Origin of the sequence: Sphingobium wenxiniae (genome assembly GCF_007830065.1) — a bacterium.
Taxonomy (GTDB): Bacteria; Pseudomonadota; Alphaproteobacteria; order Sphingomonadales; family Sphingomonadaceae; genus Sphingobium; species Sphingobium wenxiniae.
Genome location: NZ_VLKK01000010.1, coordinates 53,934 through 68,769 on the forward strand (window position 1 = coordinate 53,934; position 14,836 = coordinate 68,769).

The following is a 14,836-nucleotide window of genomic DNA, read 5'->3' on the forward strand; positions in this document are numbered from 1 at the left end:
TCTGTCGCGGATAGGCGGACAGGCGGCGAAGCATCGCCGAAGCGGTGGCGGTGCCGGTGCGTATCGATGTGGCGAACCGCAGCAGTTCATCCCAATGCGCCGCGACATGACCCAATGCGATCGGTTCGGCCGTCATGCCGGCAAGCAAGGGGCCGGCTTCCTGGCCGGGAAGGAGGTGCAAACGACGCTGCTTGATGTCGCGCAGGCGCGGCGCGAAGCGGTAGCCGAAGAAGGGCATAAGGCCGAACACATGGTCCGATGCACCGCCTGTATCGGTGTAGTGCTCCTCGATTGTCAGGCCGGTCTGCTGATACAGCAAGCCATCCAGCACATAGGGAGCTTCGCCGGCGGTCGCCGCGATTACCCGGGTCGCGAAGGGGTCATATCGATCCGAGACATGGGTGTAGAAGGCAACGCCCGGTTCGTTGCCGCTGCGCGCGTTGATGTCGCCGATTGCGGCGCCACGGCCCCCGGCATGGAATTGCTGTCCGTCGCTCGACGAGGTGGTGCCGTCTCCCCACAGCGCGGCGAGCGGCATGGCGCGATGGGCGTCGATCAGCCTTCCCAGCGCTTCACCATAGGCGGCCTCGCTGATGTGCCAGTCGTGGAGATGGGCGAGCTGGCGCAGGCTTGCGCCTCGGCAGGTTTCCGCCATGCGTGTGAGGCCGAGATTGATGCCATCGGCAAGGATGACGGTGAGCAGCGCATTGCGGTCGTCGGCCTCCCGGCCCGAACGCCGATGGATGAAGCATTCGCTGAACCCGGTCCAGGCATCGACCTCAAGCAGGAGATCGGTGATCTTCACGCGCGGCAGTCGGTCATAGGCAGCGCGACGGGCAATCTCGGTGGCGGGTGGCGTTGCCGCTTTCAGCGGCGAGATGATAAGGCCGCTTTCGTCAAGCCTGACCTGGGGCAGCTCGCCCTGTCGGGCGAGGACCGTCACCTGTTCGATCGCCGTGTCGAGCCTGGCGCGCCTTTCCTCGATATGACGATCGAAGTCCGTTTCGATGGCGAGCGGCAACGGCCCCTTCTCGCGAAGCGCGTCGAAGGTGGCCGGCGGGATGAGGTAGCTATCGAAATCGCGGAACTGGCGGCTTCCCGAGACCCATATGTCTCCCGCTCGCAACCGCTCCCGTAGCTGGGACAAGGCGCATAGTTCATAGGCGGCGCGATCGACGATGCCGTCCCGCAGGACGAACGGCCGCCATGCGGAGGGCACAAAGCGCAGCGGCACGCGATCAGGCAAGCGCCGTTTGCCGGTCCGGTATAGCTCCGCGATGATGGTAAGCGCCGACAGGAGTCCCTGCACCGCACCGGCGCCGCGAAATTCGAAGGTGTTGAGAAAGGCACCGGCAAAGAGCTTCACCGTGCGATGCCGCTCGATCAATTCAGCGGTGCGATCGACGGTTTCCGGTCGCCCGAGTACTTCGGCCCGCGCGACCGCCACGGCGAAGCGCTGCCAATCCAGCGCCTCGATCTGCGCCAGAGAGTCCACACCGTTGGTGCGCGCTTCGATGAGAATGCGGCAAGACCCTGTGAGCGTCCGGAGATGGCCTTGCAACTCGCGCACCGTCTTGAGGGCTTTGTCACGGGTCCGGTTCTCGGCGCGACGCGACATGCTGCCCAACAGCTTGTCGAACATCGTCAGGGTGGCATCGGTCAGGCTTTCCTCAAGACGGATGCCCTGCGCCGCCAGCGTCGCATGGCGGCGCAGGGCATTGAGTTCGCCAAGGTGCTGGGGTGTGATCCGGCTGCCTTCGTCCGCCAGCCTGTCAAAAGTCAAAGCCGGGATCATGTCGGCACGGGCGCGATCGAGATCCAGCGCGCGGATATGAGTGAGCCGTTCGATCAGGCGTAGGATGTTGCGCGCTGCCGGCGACTGTGGTGCATTGCGCAGCCAGGATAGCCATGTCGCGGCTTGCCCTGTTCGTCGGGCCAGCAGATCGTCCAGCCCCTGCAGCGTATCGGGCCGCAGGCCGTTCGTGAGCACTTCATAGGTAAGCTGTTCGGCCTGCTGGCGAGCACGCCGGAGTACCGCTTCGAGAACCGATGAAGAAGGCAGGAGGATCTGCCGGCGCCGAAGTTCGTCAACGATGACCCCCGCCATCTGGCCGGGGTGGACGATGGTCTGTGCGATCGGGATCGAGAATGCGACAACTTCGTGGAAAGCCTTGCGGTCGAAAATCCTGAACCCGTGCGATCGTCGGATTTCAACGAGATGTTCGCGACGGGTCTGGTCCCGATGGGCATAGTCCGCGAAGGCTTCGGGCGCGACGCCGAGTTGCTGCGCCACATAGGCGAGCACAGGAGCGGGCGGGACTTCACCCGCTTCCAGCGCACGGCCAGGCCATCTCATATAGAGTAGGAGCATCGCGTAGCCGAGCCGGGTGGCATCGCCGCGACGGCGGCCGACAATTTCCAGGTCGTCACCGGTCAGCGTATAGTGCCGCGCAATCTCGCGCTCATCGAGCGGCGCGCCATAATGCCCTGCCCAGATTTCCGCGCTCACCAGTCGCCGTCTCGCCAAGCACTATCTCCTTCCGCGTCCTTGTCCGTCAGACGGTCCTCTGGCGGCCAGCAGGAATATGTCCGTTAACTCTGGACCTATAACGGCGATTCGGACAAGATCAGATAATGATGGGAAAACGGACAGGATTGGGCTGCATGTGGCGTTGATCGGCTATGCGCGCGTCTCGACGGCAGACCAGAAGCTCTCACTCCAGCTCGACGCGCTGAACGCGGCCGGGTGCGACCGGATATTCGACGATCACGCATCTGGTGCAAAAGCCGATCGGCCCGGCCTGGCCGAGGCGCTCGCCTATCTGCGCAGCGGCGACACGCTGGTGGTTTGGAAACTCGACCGTCTTGGGCGCTCGATGAGCCATCTGATTGAGAAGGTCGGCGAGCTAGCGACGCGAGGTATCGGGTTCCGCTCGCTCACCGAGAACATCGACACCACCACTTCGGGCGGGATGCTGGTGTTCAACATCTTCGGCTCGCTTGCCCAGTTTGAGCGCGATCTGATCCGGGAGCGCACCCATGCAGGCCTCAAGGCCGCTCGCGAGCGAGGTCGCCCCGGTGGGCGGCGGCCAGTGGTCACACCTGACAAGCTCCGCAAGGCGCGCGAACATATCGCTTCCGGCCTCACAGTTCGCGAGGCCGCCGCGCGCCTCAAGATCGGCAAAACCGCCCTCTACAAAGCCCTCGAAGCCACGGAGAAGAACACAAAGTCCCAGCGTTCCCGGTCCGTTCGCTCTTAGCGTGCAGATAAGTCACTTTCGTGCAGTCACCCCAACGAGGCCATGACGCCGAGCCCGATCGGCACATTGGCCACCGTGGCGGGGGCAAGGCCGGGATTGACGCGGTCGGTGACCTTGACGGTGACCGTCGGCACCATGAGCACGAGGTAGATCAGCGTCGACTGGATGAACCAGCGAAACCAGGCGCGCCAGTCGAGATCCATCGCGGTGACGAGGAGCGCGTAGATCAACCCCATCACCATCACGACGCGGATCAGCGACTTGAACCCGCCCGAACCGGTCCAGGCGGCGATGGCGTTGAAGGTATTGACGAGGTACTCGCCGCCCCCGATCGTGAAGACCTCGAGCATCGTGCGGCTCCCGCCCCTACTGGACCTGTTGATTGAGCGTGCGCGAGAAGCGCAGCGCCGCCGACATCTGCGGGGAAAGCTGGCTGCGCAGGGTCTTCTCGAGCATCTGCGTGCGCTGGATCAGCGCGAAGGTTTGGTCGAAGCGCTGTGAGGTGCGCGCCGCGAGCCCCAGGAAGTTGCGCCGGGTCTCGTAAAGTCCCTCGCGCCATTCGCGCAAACTATCGGCGTCCGCCCCGTTGAAGTCCGAGCGCGCGTTCACTGCCATGTCGATGAAGCGCATGGTCATGGTGGTGACGAGGTCGACCGCGACGATTTCGGAAAGGTCGTTGATCTCCTGGGCGGAGATGCCGAACTCGGCCGCCGCGCTCACGGTGATGATCTTGTAGACGGGAACGCTCGCCATGCCGAGCAGCTGGACTTCGGCAGGCGTCAGTGAAGCGCCGGGATCGCGGACCTTCAGCGCCATCGACTCGATCAGCGCGCGGACCTTGGCCTTCAAAGCCACATTGGGTCCGATCACCAGCGAGGTCTCAGTGGGAGCCATGCACTTGGCCGTGTCGCCGCCGCAGGACCAGACCTTGTGCGGCGCGGCCGAAGTCCCGTCGAGCATGGCGCTGATCAAGGCCGAGTCCGCCGGGCCGATGAACTGGACCCTGGGCTTGCCGCCGCTCCCGGCAGGATCGTAGATCACCGTGCCGACCAGCGTCATCAGGAACTCGCGGAACTGGGTGTCGAAGCCGCCGTACTTCTTGCCGAGCGCTTCCCAGGTGTAATTGTTGGGCATCCCGGCCTGTTCCTTCATGTCGGGATCGGAATTCGCGCTCTTCAGGGCCTCGCGCTGCCCGCCATTGTTGCACTGCTGGCGGGCCCGCGCCCAGTCGGCGACCGCGCCCTGGCTGTTGGCGATCGCCTCGCAGATGACCGACGAGGCGGTGTCCGAGGTCGGCCAGAGTCCGCCGACCAGCGCCTGCGCGGTCTCGCAGGACGAGATGTTCATCTGGTTCATCTGTTGCACCTTCTGGGCAAGCTCATCCATCACCTTGCCGATCTCGGGCGAGATCGTGTCGATCGCGAGCTTGAAGGCGAAACCGAGCGCATTGTTGGCCGTGGCTTTGAGCATCGCCACCAGTTCGGCGGTGTTGATGAACGAGAACGAGCCGGCAAACAGGTCGATGCCGCCGCAGCCGGCGCGTGCATGCGGCAGCTGGATGTTGAAGGGCTGGATGTTCTTTTGCGGGAAGCGCGACCACATGGCGCCGCCCGAATAATAGCCCGCCGACTGGCCCTGATAGGCGCTTGGCCCGGTGACATTGGCCTGCGCGCCCATGTCGGACATGAAGTTCTGCATCTCGCCTTCGACGCCCGCGAGCGCAGGCGTGGGGGCAGCCAGCAAAACCGAGGCTGCGAGCACGCAGGTCAGAGCCTTGCGCGAGGCGCCGGCGAGGCGATGCGTGAGCGCGCCGCGCATCAGAAGTCGCTCCCGGGCTGGACCTGGGTCAGCTGGAACACCCGGTCCATGATCTCGTCCTGGCTGAGGATCCCGTAACCGATCGGCATCGGCTGCTTCGTCACGGAGTCGAACAGGACCAGCGCGGGCACCTGGCGATCGGTGCCGAGTCCGAGCCGTTCGTATTGCCCGGCATCGACGACATAGTTCGGGAAAGTCGCGGTCGGGCCGCCGTCCATCGACACCGCGAGAACGGCAAGCCCGTACCTGTCGCTCACGGCTTTGAGGATCGGGGCGAAGATATCGCAGGCGCCGCAGCTCGAGGCGTAGAAGTAGAACACGCCGTAGCGCCCGGAAAGCTTCGCCATGGCAAGGTCGCGGTCGGTCTTGCGCTGGTCGATCCAGGCGCGCTTGCCGAGCGTCGAGACCGGGCGCTGCAGCGTGTAGTCGAGCCCCGGATCCTGCCACAGAGCGCGCTGCCAGACATCGGCGAACAGCGAGGAGCGGTCGAGCTGCTCGCGCTGGAAGCGGACATAGGCGGTGACGTTCTCGGCGCTCGGATCGAGGATGGCGCGCGCCTTCAGCTCCTCGAGATTGGCGGAGATCGCCGCAAGCTGGCTGCGCGCAGAGGCCGCGGGGCTTGCCGCCGCGCGCGGCGCTTCTTTGGGCCGCTCGCAGTAGAACCAGGTCCCGAGCCTGCGCTCCTTGCAGTAGAAATCATCCTCCTGCCTTTCGACTTCGATCCCGCCGGGGCTCTCGGCACGGGCGGACGGAATGGGGGCGGCAGCGGCGGCGAGCAGGCTGGCGGCAAGGTGGAAAGCCTTGGGGTTGATCATGATCACTTCCTGACCTCTTGGGGGCTCATGGCTTGTGCGCGGCGTAGTAGTCCGCAATTTTCTGCTGGATCTGGACAAGGGCGGCGGCCTCATCGGGCAGCTTCGCGGCTTCCATGAAGTCCGCGTAGACCTCGGAAAAATCCATCACCGACAGGTCAAGCTGCTGGAACTCGAAGATCGTAAACCCCTCGCAGGTCTCGGTCTTGGGCTTGCCCCAGGGCTTGCCGATCTGCGGGCGGCCCTGCTCCTGAAGGATGCGGCTGATCTTGGACTGGAAGCAGCAGTAGACGTCCTTCTTGGTGACGCAGATGCCAAGGAAGCTCGACGAGCAGTAGGTCCCGACCTTGTGGCACAGCCCCGCATCGTCCTTCTCGTCGAGGAGCTTCTCGGCCGAGGAGCAGAGCCAGGGGGTGAGGAGCGGCACGCCCTTGCCCGAGCAGCAGTTCGAAAGCCCAAAGACCTTGTGCGAGCAGCTTTCGCGCGTCCCCCTGAACAGCGTGAGCGCGGCCTCGTCGAACTCGGCATTGGCCTGGCCGAGTGCGTTGAGCGCGACCACGGCATCCTTGAATTCGTCGGAGGCTTCGCGTTCCACCGCCTCGCAGTCGCCGTTCACGCAGTAGACGTCGCCGCCGCAGATGTACTGCGCAGGCTCCTCGCTGGTGCCCGGGATCGGACAGGAATAGACCCGCTCGCTGACCGCGCAGGAGCCATCGGCCGAGGGCGGATCGTCAAGGCAGACCTCGCGCGCAAGCGAGCATCCTGCCTGGGCCTCGAGCGCGCCGCAGTCGTTGCCGCCGCCGACCACGCTTTGGCACAGGTACGTCCGCGTGCGTTCCCAGCACGGGCGGGTGACCGCCACGCCGCCGATGACCCTGGTTTCACCCGGCGCAGTGCAGGTTTCCGAGGACAGGCTGCAACTGGCCGGATCGATGCTGCAGGCGCCGTCGGTCCACGCTTGCGTGAACCATTTCGAAACCGCGCTTTCCGGCGTCATTCCGGCCAGATCCGACGAGCAGAGGTAGACCTCCTCGGGCGCGGCGGGCTCGATGCAGGTCAGGTATCCGCCGCCGCCGAAGGGGTCGCCGATGAAGTCCCAGGTCTTGCACAGCGCTCGCTCGGCAAGACCGGCCGCCGCCGCGCTTGTGCGCGTGCAGGTGGGGTCCGAGGCAATCGTCCCGCACTGCTGCAGGCCGGTCACATATTGCAGCGGCATGCCGGTGACGGGATCGAAGGTCAGGGCATCGCTGATGCCTTGGGCATTGCAGCGATAGGCGTTGCTCACGACCGCGAAAGCATCGGCTGGCGGCGGCTTGGGCAGCGTGGCGATCAAATAGGCGTTGGGATCGCTGACAGCGGCGTCGCAGTCGTAATAGTCGACGGTGAGCCCGTATTCCGGAACCGGGAAGCTCGAGGTCATGCGGCATTGGGCATTACCGGCAAGCGAAGTGCAGCCGGCAAAGCTGGGACTGGTGACGCAAATGTACTGGTAGAGAGTATCATTCCATTCCGCGACCGCGAGGCTGCTGGTGCAGGTCCGTGGCTGTTCGACCACCTGCGAGCCGACATGGCAGGTCCATTCCGCGGTGTTGGGCGCGCCCGAGCCGGGCGGGAGCGGCACGCAGTCGCCGGTCGATCCATCGGCGCTCATGCCTTCCAGATAGGCATCGGGATTGGCTTCGATCGCAGTGGCGCGGGCAAGATCGCTGCGTGTCACGTCGACCGTCGGCCGCGTTGTCGAATTGGCCGTTCGGTAAGCCTCGCTGTTCCAGCCCGCCACCGCGCCGTCGGTCTGCAGCGCTTCCGGATTGGTGTAATACTGGGTCTGGCCGGGATAGCTCTCCTGATAGCCCGGGACCTGGCCTGCGGCGCCGGCCTCCTGGGTCAGCCCCTGGTAGGCACCCCGCAGCACGGCGCCGGTGCTCCTCGCCTCGGCCTTGGCTTCCTCAGCGCTCATGGTGCTTGGCGCGGAAGGTGGCGGGGGTGCGGGTGCAGGCAGGACGGGATCGACGTCGAGCGGCAGGACCGGCAGCTCTTCGACGAGGTCATCGGGCGGCGGGATGTAGACCTGCGCCTGGGCCGGGAGGGCAGCGAGCACGAGAAGCAGGCAGGGGAGAGCAAGACGCGCGAACCGGCCCGCCCTGCCCCTTGCCATCCGTGATCCTGCTCCCGTCATGTCAGCTGCCCTTGCGCAGCTCGGCGAGCGCCACCCGGGCGACGCCCGCACCGGGTCCGCGGCTTGTCGCAAAGCGCTCGAGCGCATATTCGACCGTGACATTGCCGGTCATGCGGTCGTGGTCGGGGACCATGCTGGTGCAGTCGAAACCGTCGCAGAGCTCGTAGGCGCGTCCCGTCACCACGAAGGTCGGCGCGGCGGTGACGGCAAAGGCGCGAAACAGCCGCGGGTCGATCGCGATATGGGCTTCCTGCCTCTCGTCGGTGACGACGCGCTTGAGCCCCTCGGCAAAGGCCTTCGTGCTGTTTTGCGGGAAGCCGCGAAAGACGACCACGCCCCCGGCCTGGGTGGTGTCGCGGATCAGGCGGGAAAGCGAAGCCTGCGGCATCGAGAGGCTGGCGAAGACCGTGAACAGCGGCCCCTCGCCCATCGGCGCCTGACTGTTGGCGGCCGCACCGGCCAGGATCTCGTCGAAGTCGACCGGGCCTTTCGGACCCTGCGGCAGGCTCGCGGGATCGAGCGAGGTCGCCGCCGCGAGCCCGGCGTCGCGCAGGTCTTCGGCCTCGGCCTGGTGCGCCTCGCCGCGATGAGCCACGGCATCGACCAGGGCCTGCGCTTCCCTCACCTGCTCGCTCCCCCGCGCCTTGATCGCCGCCAGATCGAGTTCCTCGACCGTCTGCGCTGCACTCTGGGCGAGCGCGGCCGAAACGGCTGCCAGCGCTACAAGGCTGGCGGCAGCACGCGCGCGGGGGCGGGTAAGATGGCGGCGCATGGCGGCTAACCTCCTCACAACATGCAGCAATTGCGTTTCCTCCAGACGAGGTAGCCAAAGTCCTCGCCCTTGACGGGAAACGACTTGCCGGTGTGGGGAATGATCGTCGTCGCGCCGATGGGGGCGCAGGCGTAGCGGCCCTTCACGGTGGAGACGGGATTGGTCATCTGCAGCCGGTATTGCTGCTTCCTCATCACCGGCATCAGGTACTTGTGGCACAGCGCCTTGGAGCCCATCGTCCCCCAGGCGAGCGCCTGGCGGTGGACCTTGTAGAGCATGCGTTCCGCGACAAGCCGCGAAGCCTGGACCGGGCTGACGTGCGCCGAGACATGGCCGTTCAGCGGATACATCGAGCCGTTGCAGCCCGCGCACCAGAACATCTGGTCGATCGGCAGTTTCGCGGTCGATGCGACGCAGTCCGCCGCGCAGGCGGCCGTCGCGAGCGGGTTGGCGAAGAGCGCGACCTCGGGATTGAGGATCGAGGTCAGCGCCGAATCCTGCCAGAGCGGGTCGAGCTCGGTCACATAGGCGACATCGAAGGTCGTCTGCTCGAAGCAGAGGAAGTCGGTGAGGATCTCCATCCAGTAGAGCAGCGGGTAGATGTAGTAGTGGGCCTGCCACTGCGACGAGTTCTGGGTCTTGCCGCCGACCTGGCTGCGCCCCTGGACATGGCCGTTGCCGATATCGAAGCCGGGGTTGAGCCCGATCCCGCCGAGGTTGGGAAAACACCAGGCCTTGTTGGTGACATCGACGAGCCGGACCGGCTCCCAGAAGCCCACGGAGATGCCGATGCGCGGGATCGGCGAGCCGCAGGCGCATAGCGGGAATGTCGGGTTCTTGGGATCGGGGCGCGAGCCCTTCCAGATCGAAAGCCCGCCGATCGACAGCGGAAACAGGCATGACCAGCACACGTCGGTAATCGGATTGACGAACTTGCCGTGGCAGGTCGCGTTCGCCCTGGCGGGCGCGGCGCCAAGCATGGCGAGCGCCAGCACGGCGAGAGCGCCAAGCACCAGGCGGCGCAGCCGCTTCATGGCTCTTCTCCCGGGTTATGACTCTCGTCGGCGCGGGCCTTGGCGCGAAAATAGACGACTCCAGTTATCGGCGCCGCCGCCAGGAGCAGCAGCGCCGGGAGCGCGCCCAGAGGACCGAACAGGGCGACGCTGGCCGTGTTGAGATGAGCTGCAATGGCGAGACACAGGCAGAGCAGCACCCAGCTCCGGCGCAGCCTCTTGAGGCGCGGCGTCTCGGGCGCAGCCATCGGGGTCAGCAGGAATGCGACCAGCGGATGCCTCATGACGCGCGGCCTTTGGAAGCAAGCGGCACTTCGCTGACTTTGAGCGCCTTGACGCCGCTCGAAACTGCGGCGCCGGTGACCACGGCGGGGGTATGGCGGATGCCGAACCTGGCGGTCAGCTGCCCGCCCTGGTCGAACCAGAACCGGCGCTGGTAGGGCTTCATCGCATCGAAGGGCGAACCGGCGACGAAGATGACCTTGGCGCGTGCCGCGCTGTAGGTCCTCACCGCCCAGTCGATCTGGGCGGCATCGGTGCCGTCGACAAAGACCAGGTCCTGGCCAAGCGCCACATGATCGAGCGGGTTCACCCGGGTGCCGCGCGGTGCGATCAAATTGCCCTTGGCGTCGACAATGTCGTCCTCGAGCACCATAGAAGGGTCGTAGAACCATTCGCGCCGCGCCGTCGCGGGCGTGAGACCATCGACTGGCTTGGGGCGGCGCACGCTGGCGACGGCCTGCTCACGCATCTGGTTCTGCAGCCGCTCGATCCCGCCATTGGCTTCGAGGGTCCGAAGCCGCGTCTCGATCGTCGCCAGCAGGTCGGTCTCGATGATCGGGAAAGTCTCGCCCATCTGTCCGTGGTCTGCGGCGCGGACCGCCGAGACGACAGGCCATCCGGCAAGCGCGGCAAGGCCGAGCGCGAGGACAAGGCGGGTCCGCCGCCTCACAGCAGCGCATCCCCGGTGCCGACGATCCGCTCGGCGCAGACGAAGCCGATTGCGGCATAGCGGCTGTCGAACCCGTCGGGATGCGCCGTTCCGAGATAGTAGCAGCGCGCGGGGATCGGCCCCGTCGGACCGGGCACCAGCGTCTCGCCGCGCTTGGTGAGGGGTTTGAGCGTCGCGACCGTCTCGCCGTTGACCTCGACCCGGTCGCCCTCACGCGTCACCACATCGCCCGGCACGCCCAGCGCGCGCTTGGCAAAGGGTGCCGGGTTTTTCCCGAAATGCGCGGTGATGAGCGCGCTCTTCGGCGGGTTGAACACGACAAAATCGCCGCGCTGGGGCAGCCGTCCCTTGTCGATGAAGAAAGCCCAGTTGGGGAGCGACTCGGTGGTGTTGATGAGCACCGCGTGCTCGTCGCGCCATTGCGAAAGCGCCGAGCTGGCGGCAAGACCGGCGCCGAGCACGCCGATCGCGAGCCAGCGCGCGCGCTGGCCGAGCTTCGCGGGCGCGGCCGGAGCGGAAGGCTCAGTTGCCGGGGGCATGGAGCGGGTTTCCGGTGGGAACATTGGCGGCGGTCGGGGGCATGGCCATCGCCGCGCGCATCGCCCCCATGACATCGCCGGCATTGGCCGCGGCCGCCTGCGGCATCTTGACCCGCGCATAGACCTCGCGGCGCAGCTCGGCGGTGATGTCGGGAACTTCGCCTGCGAGCACCGCCTCGCCCACCAGCACGATCTGTCCCGCTTGCCCGCGCGCGGCAAGGTTGCGCTGAATCTCGGCCATGAAGGCCCTGGTCTCGGCGGTGACCTGCTCGGGCGGGGTTGCCGAACGCGCCTGGGCCTGGACATATTCGCCGACCAGCCCGGCGAGCTGGACCTTGGCCATCGGCGGCAGGTCTCCAGCAGCGAGCACGTTCTTGGTCACCCAGGCGCCCCAAAGCCCTGCGGCAACGAGCCCGCCGACAAGCGCGACCGGCATCCATCCAAGCTTGCGCGTGTTCGCCGGGCGCGGGGCGACTGGCGGGTTCTCGCCCGGCCGCTCGCCCGCTTCCTCGAACAGCGGCCCATCGCCGCTTGGCGCCTTAGACCTGGCCATCGGCAGTCTCCTTGCTGTGGGGGAAGAGATCGCGAAGCGCGTGACGGCGCAGCACACCGGCCACGAGGAAAAGCACGGCGCTGGCGATCCAGAATTGCGCTTCGAATGCCGCGCGGCGCTCAAGGTCCGCCGCGACATAGCGCGCCGCGAAATTATCGAGGTGGAGGACGGCGCCGGCAAAGGTGAATTTGCCCAGCATCACGAAGAACAGCACCCAGAGCGCGGCGACGATGGCCACTGAGGTCGCAAGCCAGCCTGCAAGCCGCAGCGCGGCATAGCAGGCGTCCGCCCAGCGCGAGGTAGGCGCCGGACTGGCCAAAGGGGCCGCAGCGGTCATTCGGCTGCCTCCCCGAATTCATCGGCATGGAAGTCGGGCGCGCCGGGCTCGGGGGGCACGAAGTCGGGAAATGCTACGCGCTCGATGGCATCGGGTAGTGCTAGCCCTTCGCGCACCCGCTCCTCGATCTCGGAGAAGACTCTCGGGCTCGAGGAATAGAGTGTCGCCGAATAGGGATCGAGCACGAGGCGGCCGACGCAGAGCGTTTCGGGGCCCTTGATCAGGACATCGGAATACTCGGTGCCATTGCGTTTCAGCGAGCGCAGCAGCGTCTCGGTATAGCGATCCATCTCGAAGCGCTGGTGCTTGGCGAGATCGTTGATCGTCTCCTCCTTCTGCTGGAGCACGACCGACCAGTCCGAGTTCTCGAGCGCGGCCAGGGACCCTTCGGACTTGTAGAAGTCATTCAGGGACTGCGTTGCGGTGATGAGCGAGCCGCCGTACTTGCGGCAGGTGCGCGCATAGGTCTCGATCGCCTGGCCCATCTGCCCGCCGCCGAGCAATTGCCAGGCCTCGTCGATCATGGTGAGCTTGGGCACCGAACGGTCGAGGTCGCGCATGACCCTGAGGGTCAGGAACATGAGCGCGGTCAGCGCGACCGAGCGCAGCTCTGGCTTCGACGAAAGGTCCGAGAGCTCGAACACGGTGAGCCCCGCCGAAAGATCGATCGAGCAGGCGCCGGCAAAGAACCGGCCATAGGTGCCGCCGGTGAGGAACGGCGCCATGGCGTCGGCGAGATCGCCGGCGAAGGGCGATGGCGCCGAGCGCAGCGCTGCCGCGACATCATCGATTGTGCCGGCGCGCTGCTTCTCGCGCCAGACCGCGCTCACGGCCGAATCAATGAGCCCGCGCTCGGTGTCGGAGAGGCGGTCCTGCTGGCGCGCCATCTGGCCGATGATCGCTTTGAGCATCGCGAGGCATTCGACCTCGTAGTCCTCGCCGTCCTCGTCGCTGGTCAATGCGGCGGCATCGATCATGTCGAAGGGGTTCAAGGAAAACCCCGAGGAGAGTTTGAACTCGACGAAGGCCCCGCCGAAGGCCTTGGCCATGTGCTCGAACGAGCGGCCATCGTCGATGACGATAACCTTGGCGCCAGCCCCCGACATCGCGGCGCAGACGTCCTGAAGGAAGACCGATTTGCCCGAGCCCGACTTGCCGAAGACCGCGACATTGTGGTTGCCCGCCTGGTTCTGGAACGGCGACCAGAAGAAGGGCTGCCCGCGCCGGCCGATGAGGAGCACGTGCGGGATCGGCCCGCCCATGTGTTCGCCCTGCAAGGGTGCAATCGAGGCGGCGGTCGTCGTCAGCATGGTCTTGAAGCGCTTCATGCGCCTGAGATCCGCCGTCAGACCGTTCGGCAGCGACAGCGGCATGGCCGCCAGGAGCCCCATGACCTGCAAGTAGCGCTCGTCGATGAGGTCCCAGCCTGCCGCCTTGTAGACCGATTTGACGAGCCGCTCGTTGACGTCGCCCTTGCCCAAGGGCGAGAGCGCGCCGACCCCGTAATAGACCTGGGCGAGCTTGCGGCCCTGGCGGATCTGGCCCTGGACGTACTGCCACTCGTCGCGCTGTTCGGAAAGCTGGGGGAGAAAGCGGGCCGAGCGGCTGTCGGCAAGGCTGGTGGTGCGCATGACCTTGAGGCCGGTGCGCGAGGCGACGGCCTCGTCGTCCTGGAAGACGAGGCCCATGACGGTCATGACGTTGCAGCCGAAGCGCAGCTTGTCGTTGACCATGTCGCCGATGATCTTCTGGACGTCCCACGGCGCCCATTGCTTGGGCAGGTGCCGCACCGCGAAGAAGCGCCAGTCGAAGGCGTCGGGGACGACCTCGCCGATCACCGGCGCGCCGTCGACATTTTCTCCGGTGGGACGGAAGCGCTCGGTCCTCAGCACGATTCGGTCGGGCGTGACCTGGGTCTCGAGATCGCGCCTGATGCACTGGACGTTGATCGGGTCGAGCTCGGAATAGTGTTCGGGCCGGTCGGCATTGTCGACAGAGGGGCAGAGAAAATCGTCGAGGAAGGCGATGAGCTCGACCGGCCCCATTTCGCGCGCCGGGATCGAAAGCGCCTGGCAGGTGCCCTTGAGGCTCTCGCGCACGCTCGACAGCACGTCGGCACCGATGGACCCGCTGAGCCTGGCGCCGACCGAGAGGATGAGGCGGGTGCTGCGCACGAAGAACGGTGCGTCGCGCGAGATCGACATCCAGGCTCCGCGCCTCAGCCAGCGCGCGCGGTGCGCGGCGGCGCGGCCATAGACGCCCTTGGCGACAACGCGCGGCATGACCCAATCGGCGATGCGGGTTCCGACCGACGGGCTCTGCCAGTGGATCAACTGGATCTCACAGCCAGAGGGCACCGCATCCGACAGGAATTGCGTGAGGATTTCGCCGCTGCGCTCGTCCGCTCCCATCATCGGGGCGAGTTCGAGGATGAACCCCATGGACTCGGTGTTGATGAACAGACCCGACTTCGCGTCGTAGCTGCGGTAGGGCAGCCAGTTTGCCAGCATCGGCGCGCCCAGCAGCGGCCGGTCGGCCTCGGGCCGCGCGCTCTCGCCGAAGAGGAGATCGAGGAAGCTGTCCCAGAAGCCGCGCCGCGCCATG

13 protein-coding genes and 1 pseudogene are annotated in these 14,836 nt (G+C 66.2%); 1 reads left to right on the top strand and 13 read right to left on the bottom strand.

The window, feature by feature from the left end; all coding sequences use genetic code 11:
• Positions 1–2,527: Tn3 family transposase (locus IQ35_RS13715; protein ID WP_092960442.1), on the bottom strand; the 2,527-nt coding region annotated here is incomplete at its 3' end.
• A 139-nt stretch (positions 2,528–2,666) separates the two neighbouring features.
• On the opposite strand from IQ35_RS13715, the gene IQ35_RS13720 reads away from it, so the two are divergent.
• Positions 2,667–3,260: a recombinase family protein gene (locus IQ35_RS13720; RefSeq protein ID WP_013039114.1), complete on the top strand. Its 594-nt coding sequence runs from the start codon at positions 2,667–2,669 to the stop codon at positions 3,258–3,260.
• Positions 3,261–3,295: 35 nt separating this feature from the next.
• On the opposite strand, the pseudogene IQ35_RS13725 reads toward IQ35_RS13720, so the two are convergent.
• The 12 genes and pseudogenes from IQ35_RS13725 to traC all read right to left on the bottom strand — a co-directional run.
• A pseudogene (locus IQ35_RS13725) lies at positions 3,296–3,610 on the bottom strand (conjugal transfer protein TraG N-terminal domain-containing protein); the annotation flags it as partial.
• Positions 3,611–3,626: 16 nt separating this feature from the next.
• A complete protein-coding gene (locus IQ35_RS13730) occupies positions 3,627–5,078 on the bottom strand; it encodes a conjugal transfer protein TraH (protein ID WP_092959889.1) in 1,452 nt (483 codons plus the stop codon).
• Positions 5,078–5,893 carry a conjugal transfer protein TraF gene (gene traF, locus IQ35_RS13735; RefSeq protein ID WP_092959887.1) on the bottom strand — a complete coding sequence of 272 codons (816 nt, stop codon included), beginning with the start codon at positions 5,891–5,893 and terminating at the stop codon, positions 5,078–5,080. Before traF ends, IQ35_RS13730 begins: the two co-directional genes overlap by 1 nt.
• A gap of 25 nt (positions 5,894–5,918) precedes the next feature.
• Positions 5,919–8,045, bottom strand: coding sequence for a conjugal transfer protein TraN (locus IQ35_RS13740; RefSeq protein ID WP_092959885.1), 2,127 nt, complete (start codon positions 8,043–8,045; stop codon positions 5,919–5,921).
• Between the two features lie 22 nt (positions 8,046–8,067).
• Positions 8,068–8,838 carry a type-F conjugative transfer system pilin assembly protein TrbC gene (gene trbC, locus IQ35_RS13745; protein WP_011608029.1) on the bottom strand — a complete coding sequence of 257 codons (771 nt, stop codon included), beginning with the start codon at positions 8,836–8,838 and terminating at the stop codon, positions 8,068–8,070.
• Positions 8,839–8,852: 14 nt separating this feature from the next.
• On the bottom strand, positions 8,853–9,872 hold the full coding sequence (gene traU, locus IQ35_RS13750) for a conjugal transfer pilus assembly protein TraU (protein ID WP_092959883.1): 1,020 nt from the start codon (positions 9,870–9,872) through the stop codon (positions 8,853–8,855).
• Positions 9,869–10,135 (bottom strand): hypothetical protein, encoded by a 267-nt coding sequence (locus IQ35_RS13755; RefSeq protein ID WP_092959881.1) that lies wholly within the window; start codon positions 10,133–10,135, stop codon positions 9,869–9,871. The genes traU and IQ35_RS13755 overlap by 4 nt, the downstream gene beginning before the upstream one ends.
• Positions 10,132–10,803, bottom strand: a complete 672-nt coding sequence (traW, locus tag IQ35_RS13760) for a type-F conjugative transfer system protein TraW (RefSeq protein WP_242003354.1) — start codon at positions 10,801–10,803, stop codon at positions 10,132–10,134. Before traW ends, IQ35_RS13755 begins: the two co-directional genes overlap by 4 nt.
• Positions 10,800–11,342: a S26 family signal peptidase gene (locus IQ35_RS13765; RefSeq protein WP_092959879.1), complete on the bottom strand. Its 543-nt coding sequence runs from the start codon at positions 11,340–11,342 to the stop codon at positions 10,800–10,802. Before IQ35_RS13765 ends, traW begins: the two co-directional genes overlap by 4 nt.
• Positions 11,326–11,895 carry a type-F conjugative transfer system protein TrbI gene (locus IQ35_RS13770; RefSeq protein WP_092959877.1) on the bottom strand — a complete coding sequence of 190 codons (570 nt, stop codon included), beginning with the start codon at positions 11,893–11,895 and terminating at the stop codon, positions 11,326–11,328. Before IQ35_RS13770 ends, IQ35_RS13765 begins: the two co-directional genes overlap by 17 nt.
• Positions 11,882–12,232, bottom strand: coding sequence for a hypothetical protein (locus tag IQ35_RS13775; protein ID WP_092959875.1), 351 nt, complete (start codon positions 12,230–12,232; stop codon positions 11,882–11,884). Before IQ35_RS13775 ends, IQ35_RS13770 begins: the two co-directional genes overlap by 14 nt.
• Entirely contained in the window at positions 12,229–14,835 is a 2,607-nt protein-coding gene (traC, locus tag IQ35_RS13780; protein WP_145074177.1) for a type IV secretion system protein TraC, read from the bottom strand. The genes IQ35_RS13775 and traC overlap by 4 nt, the downstream gene beginning before the upstream one ends.
• Position 14,836 lies beyond the last annotated feature (1 nt).

Excerpts from the sequence above, each read along its gene's own strand:
- traU (WP_092959883.1), bottom strand. The coding sequence starts at position 9,872 with ATGAAGCGGCTGCGCCGCCTGGTGCTTGGCGCTCTCGCCGTGCTGGCG.
- IQ35_RS13755 (WP_092959881.1), bottom strand. The coding sequence starts at position 10,135 with ATGAGGCATCCGCTGGTCGCATTCCTGCTGACCCCGATGGCTGCGCCC.
- traF (WP_092959887.1), bottom strand. The coding sequence starts at position 5,893 with ATGATCAACCCCAAGGCTTTCCACCTTGCCGCCAGCCTGCTCGCCGCC.
- trbC (WP_011608029.1), bottom strand. The coding sequence starts at position 8,838 with ATGCGCCGCCATCTTACCCGCCCCCGCGCGCGTGCTGCCGCCAGCCTT.
- IQ35_RS13770 (WP_092959877.1), bottom strand. The coding sequence starts at position 11,895 with ATGGCCAGGTCTAAGGCGCCAAGCGGCGATGGGCCGCTGTTCGAGGAA.
- IQ35_RS13765 (WP_092959879.1), bottom strand. The coding sequence starts at position 11,342 with ATGCCCCCGGCAACTGAGCCTTCCGCTCCGGCCGCGCCCGCGAAGCTC.
- IQ35_RS13740 (WP_092959885.1), bottom strand. The coding sequence starts at position 8,045 with ATGGCAAGGGGCAGGGCGGGCCGGTTCGCGCGTCTTGCTCTCCCCTGC.
- IQ35_RS13775 (WP_092959875.1), bottom strand. The coding sequence starts at position 12,232 with ATGACCGCTGCGGCCCCTTTGGCCAGTCCGGCGCCTACCTCGCGCTGG.
- IQ35_RS13730 (WP_092959889.1), bottom strand. The coding sequence starts at position 5,078 with ATGCGCGGCGCGCTCACGCATCGCCTCGCCGGCGCCTCGCGCAAGGCT.
- traC (WP_145074177.1), bottom strand. The coding sequence starts at position 14,835 with ATGGCGCGGCGCGGCTTCTGGGACAGCTTCCTCGATCTCCTCTTCGGC.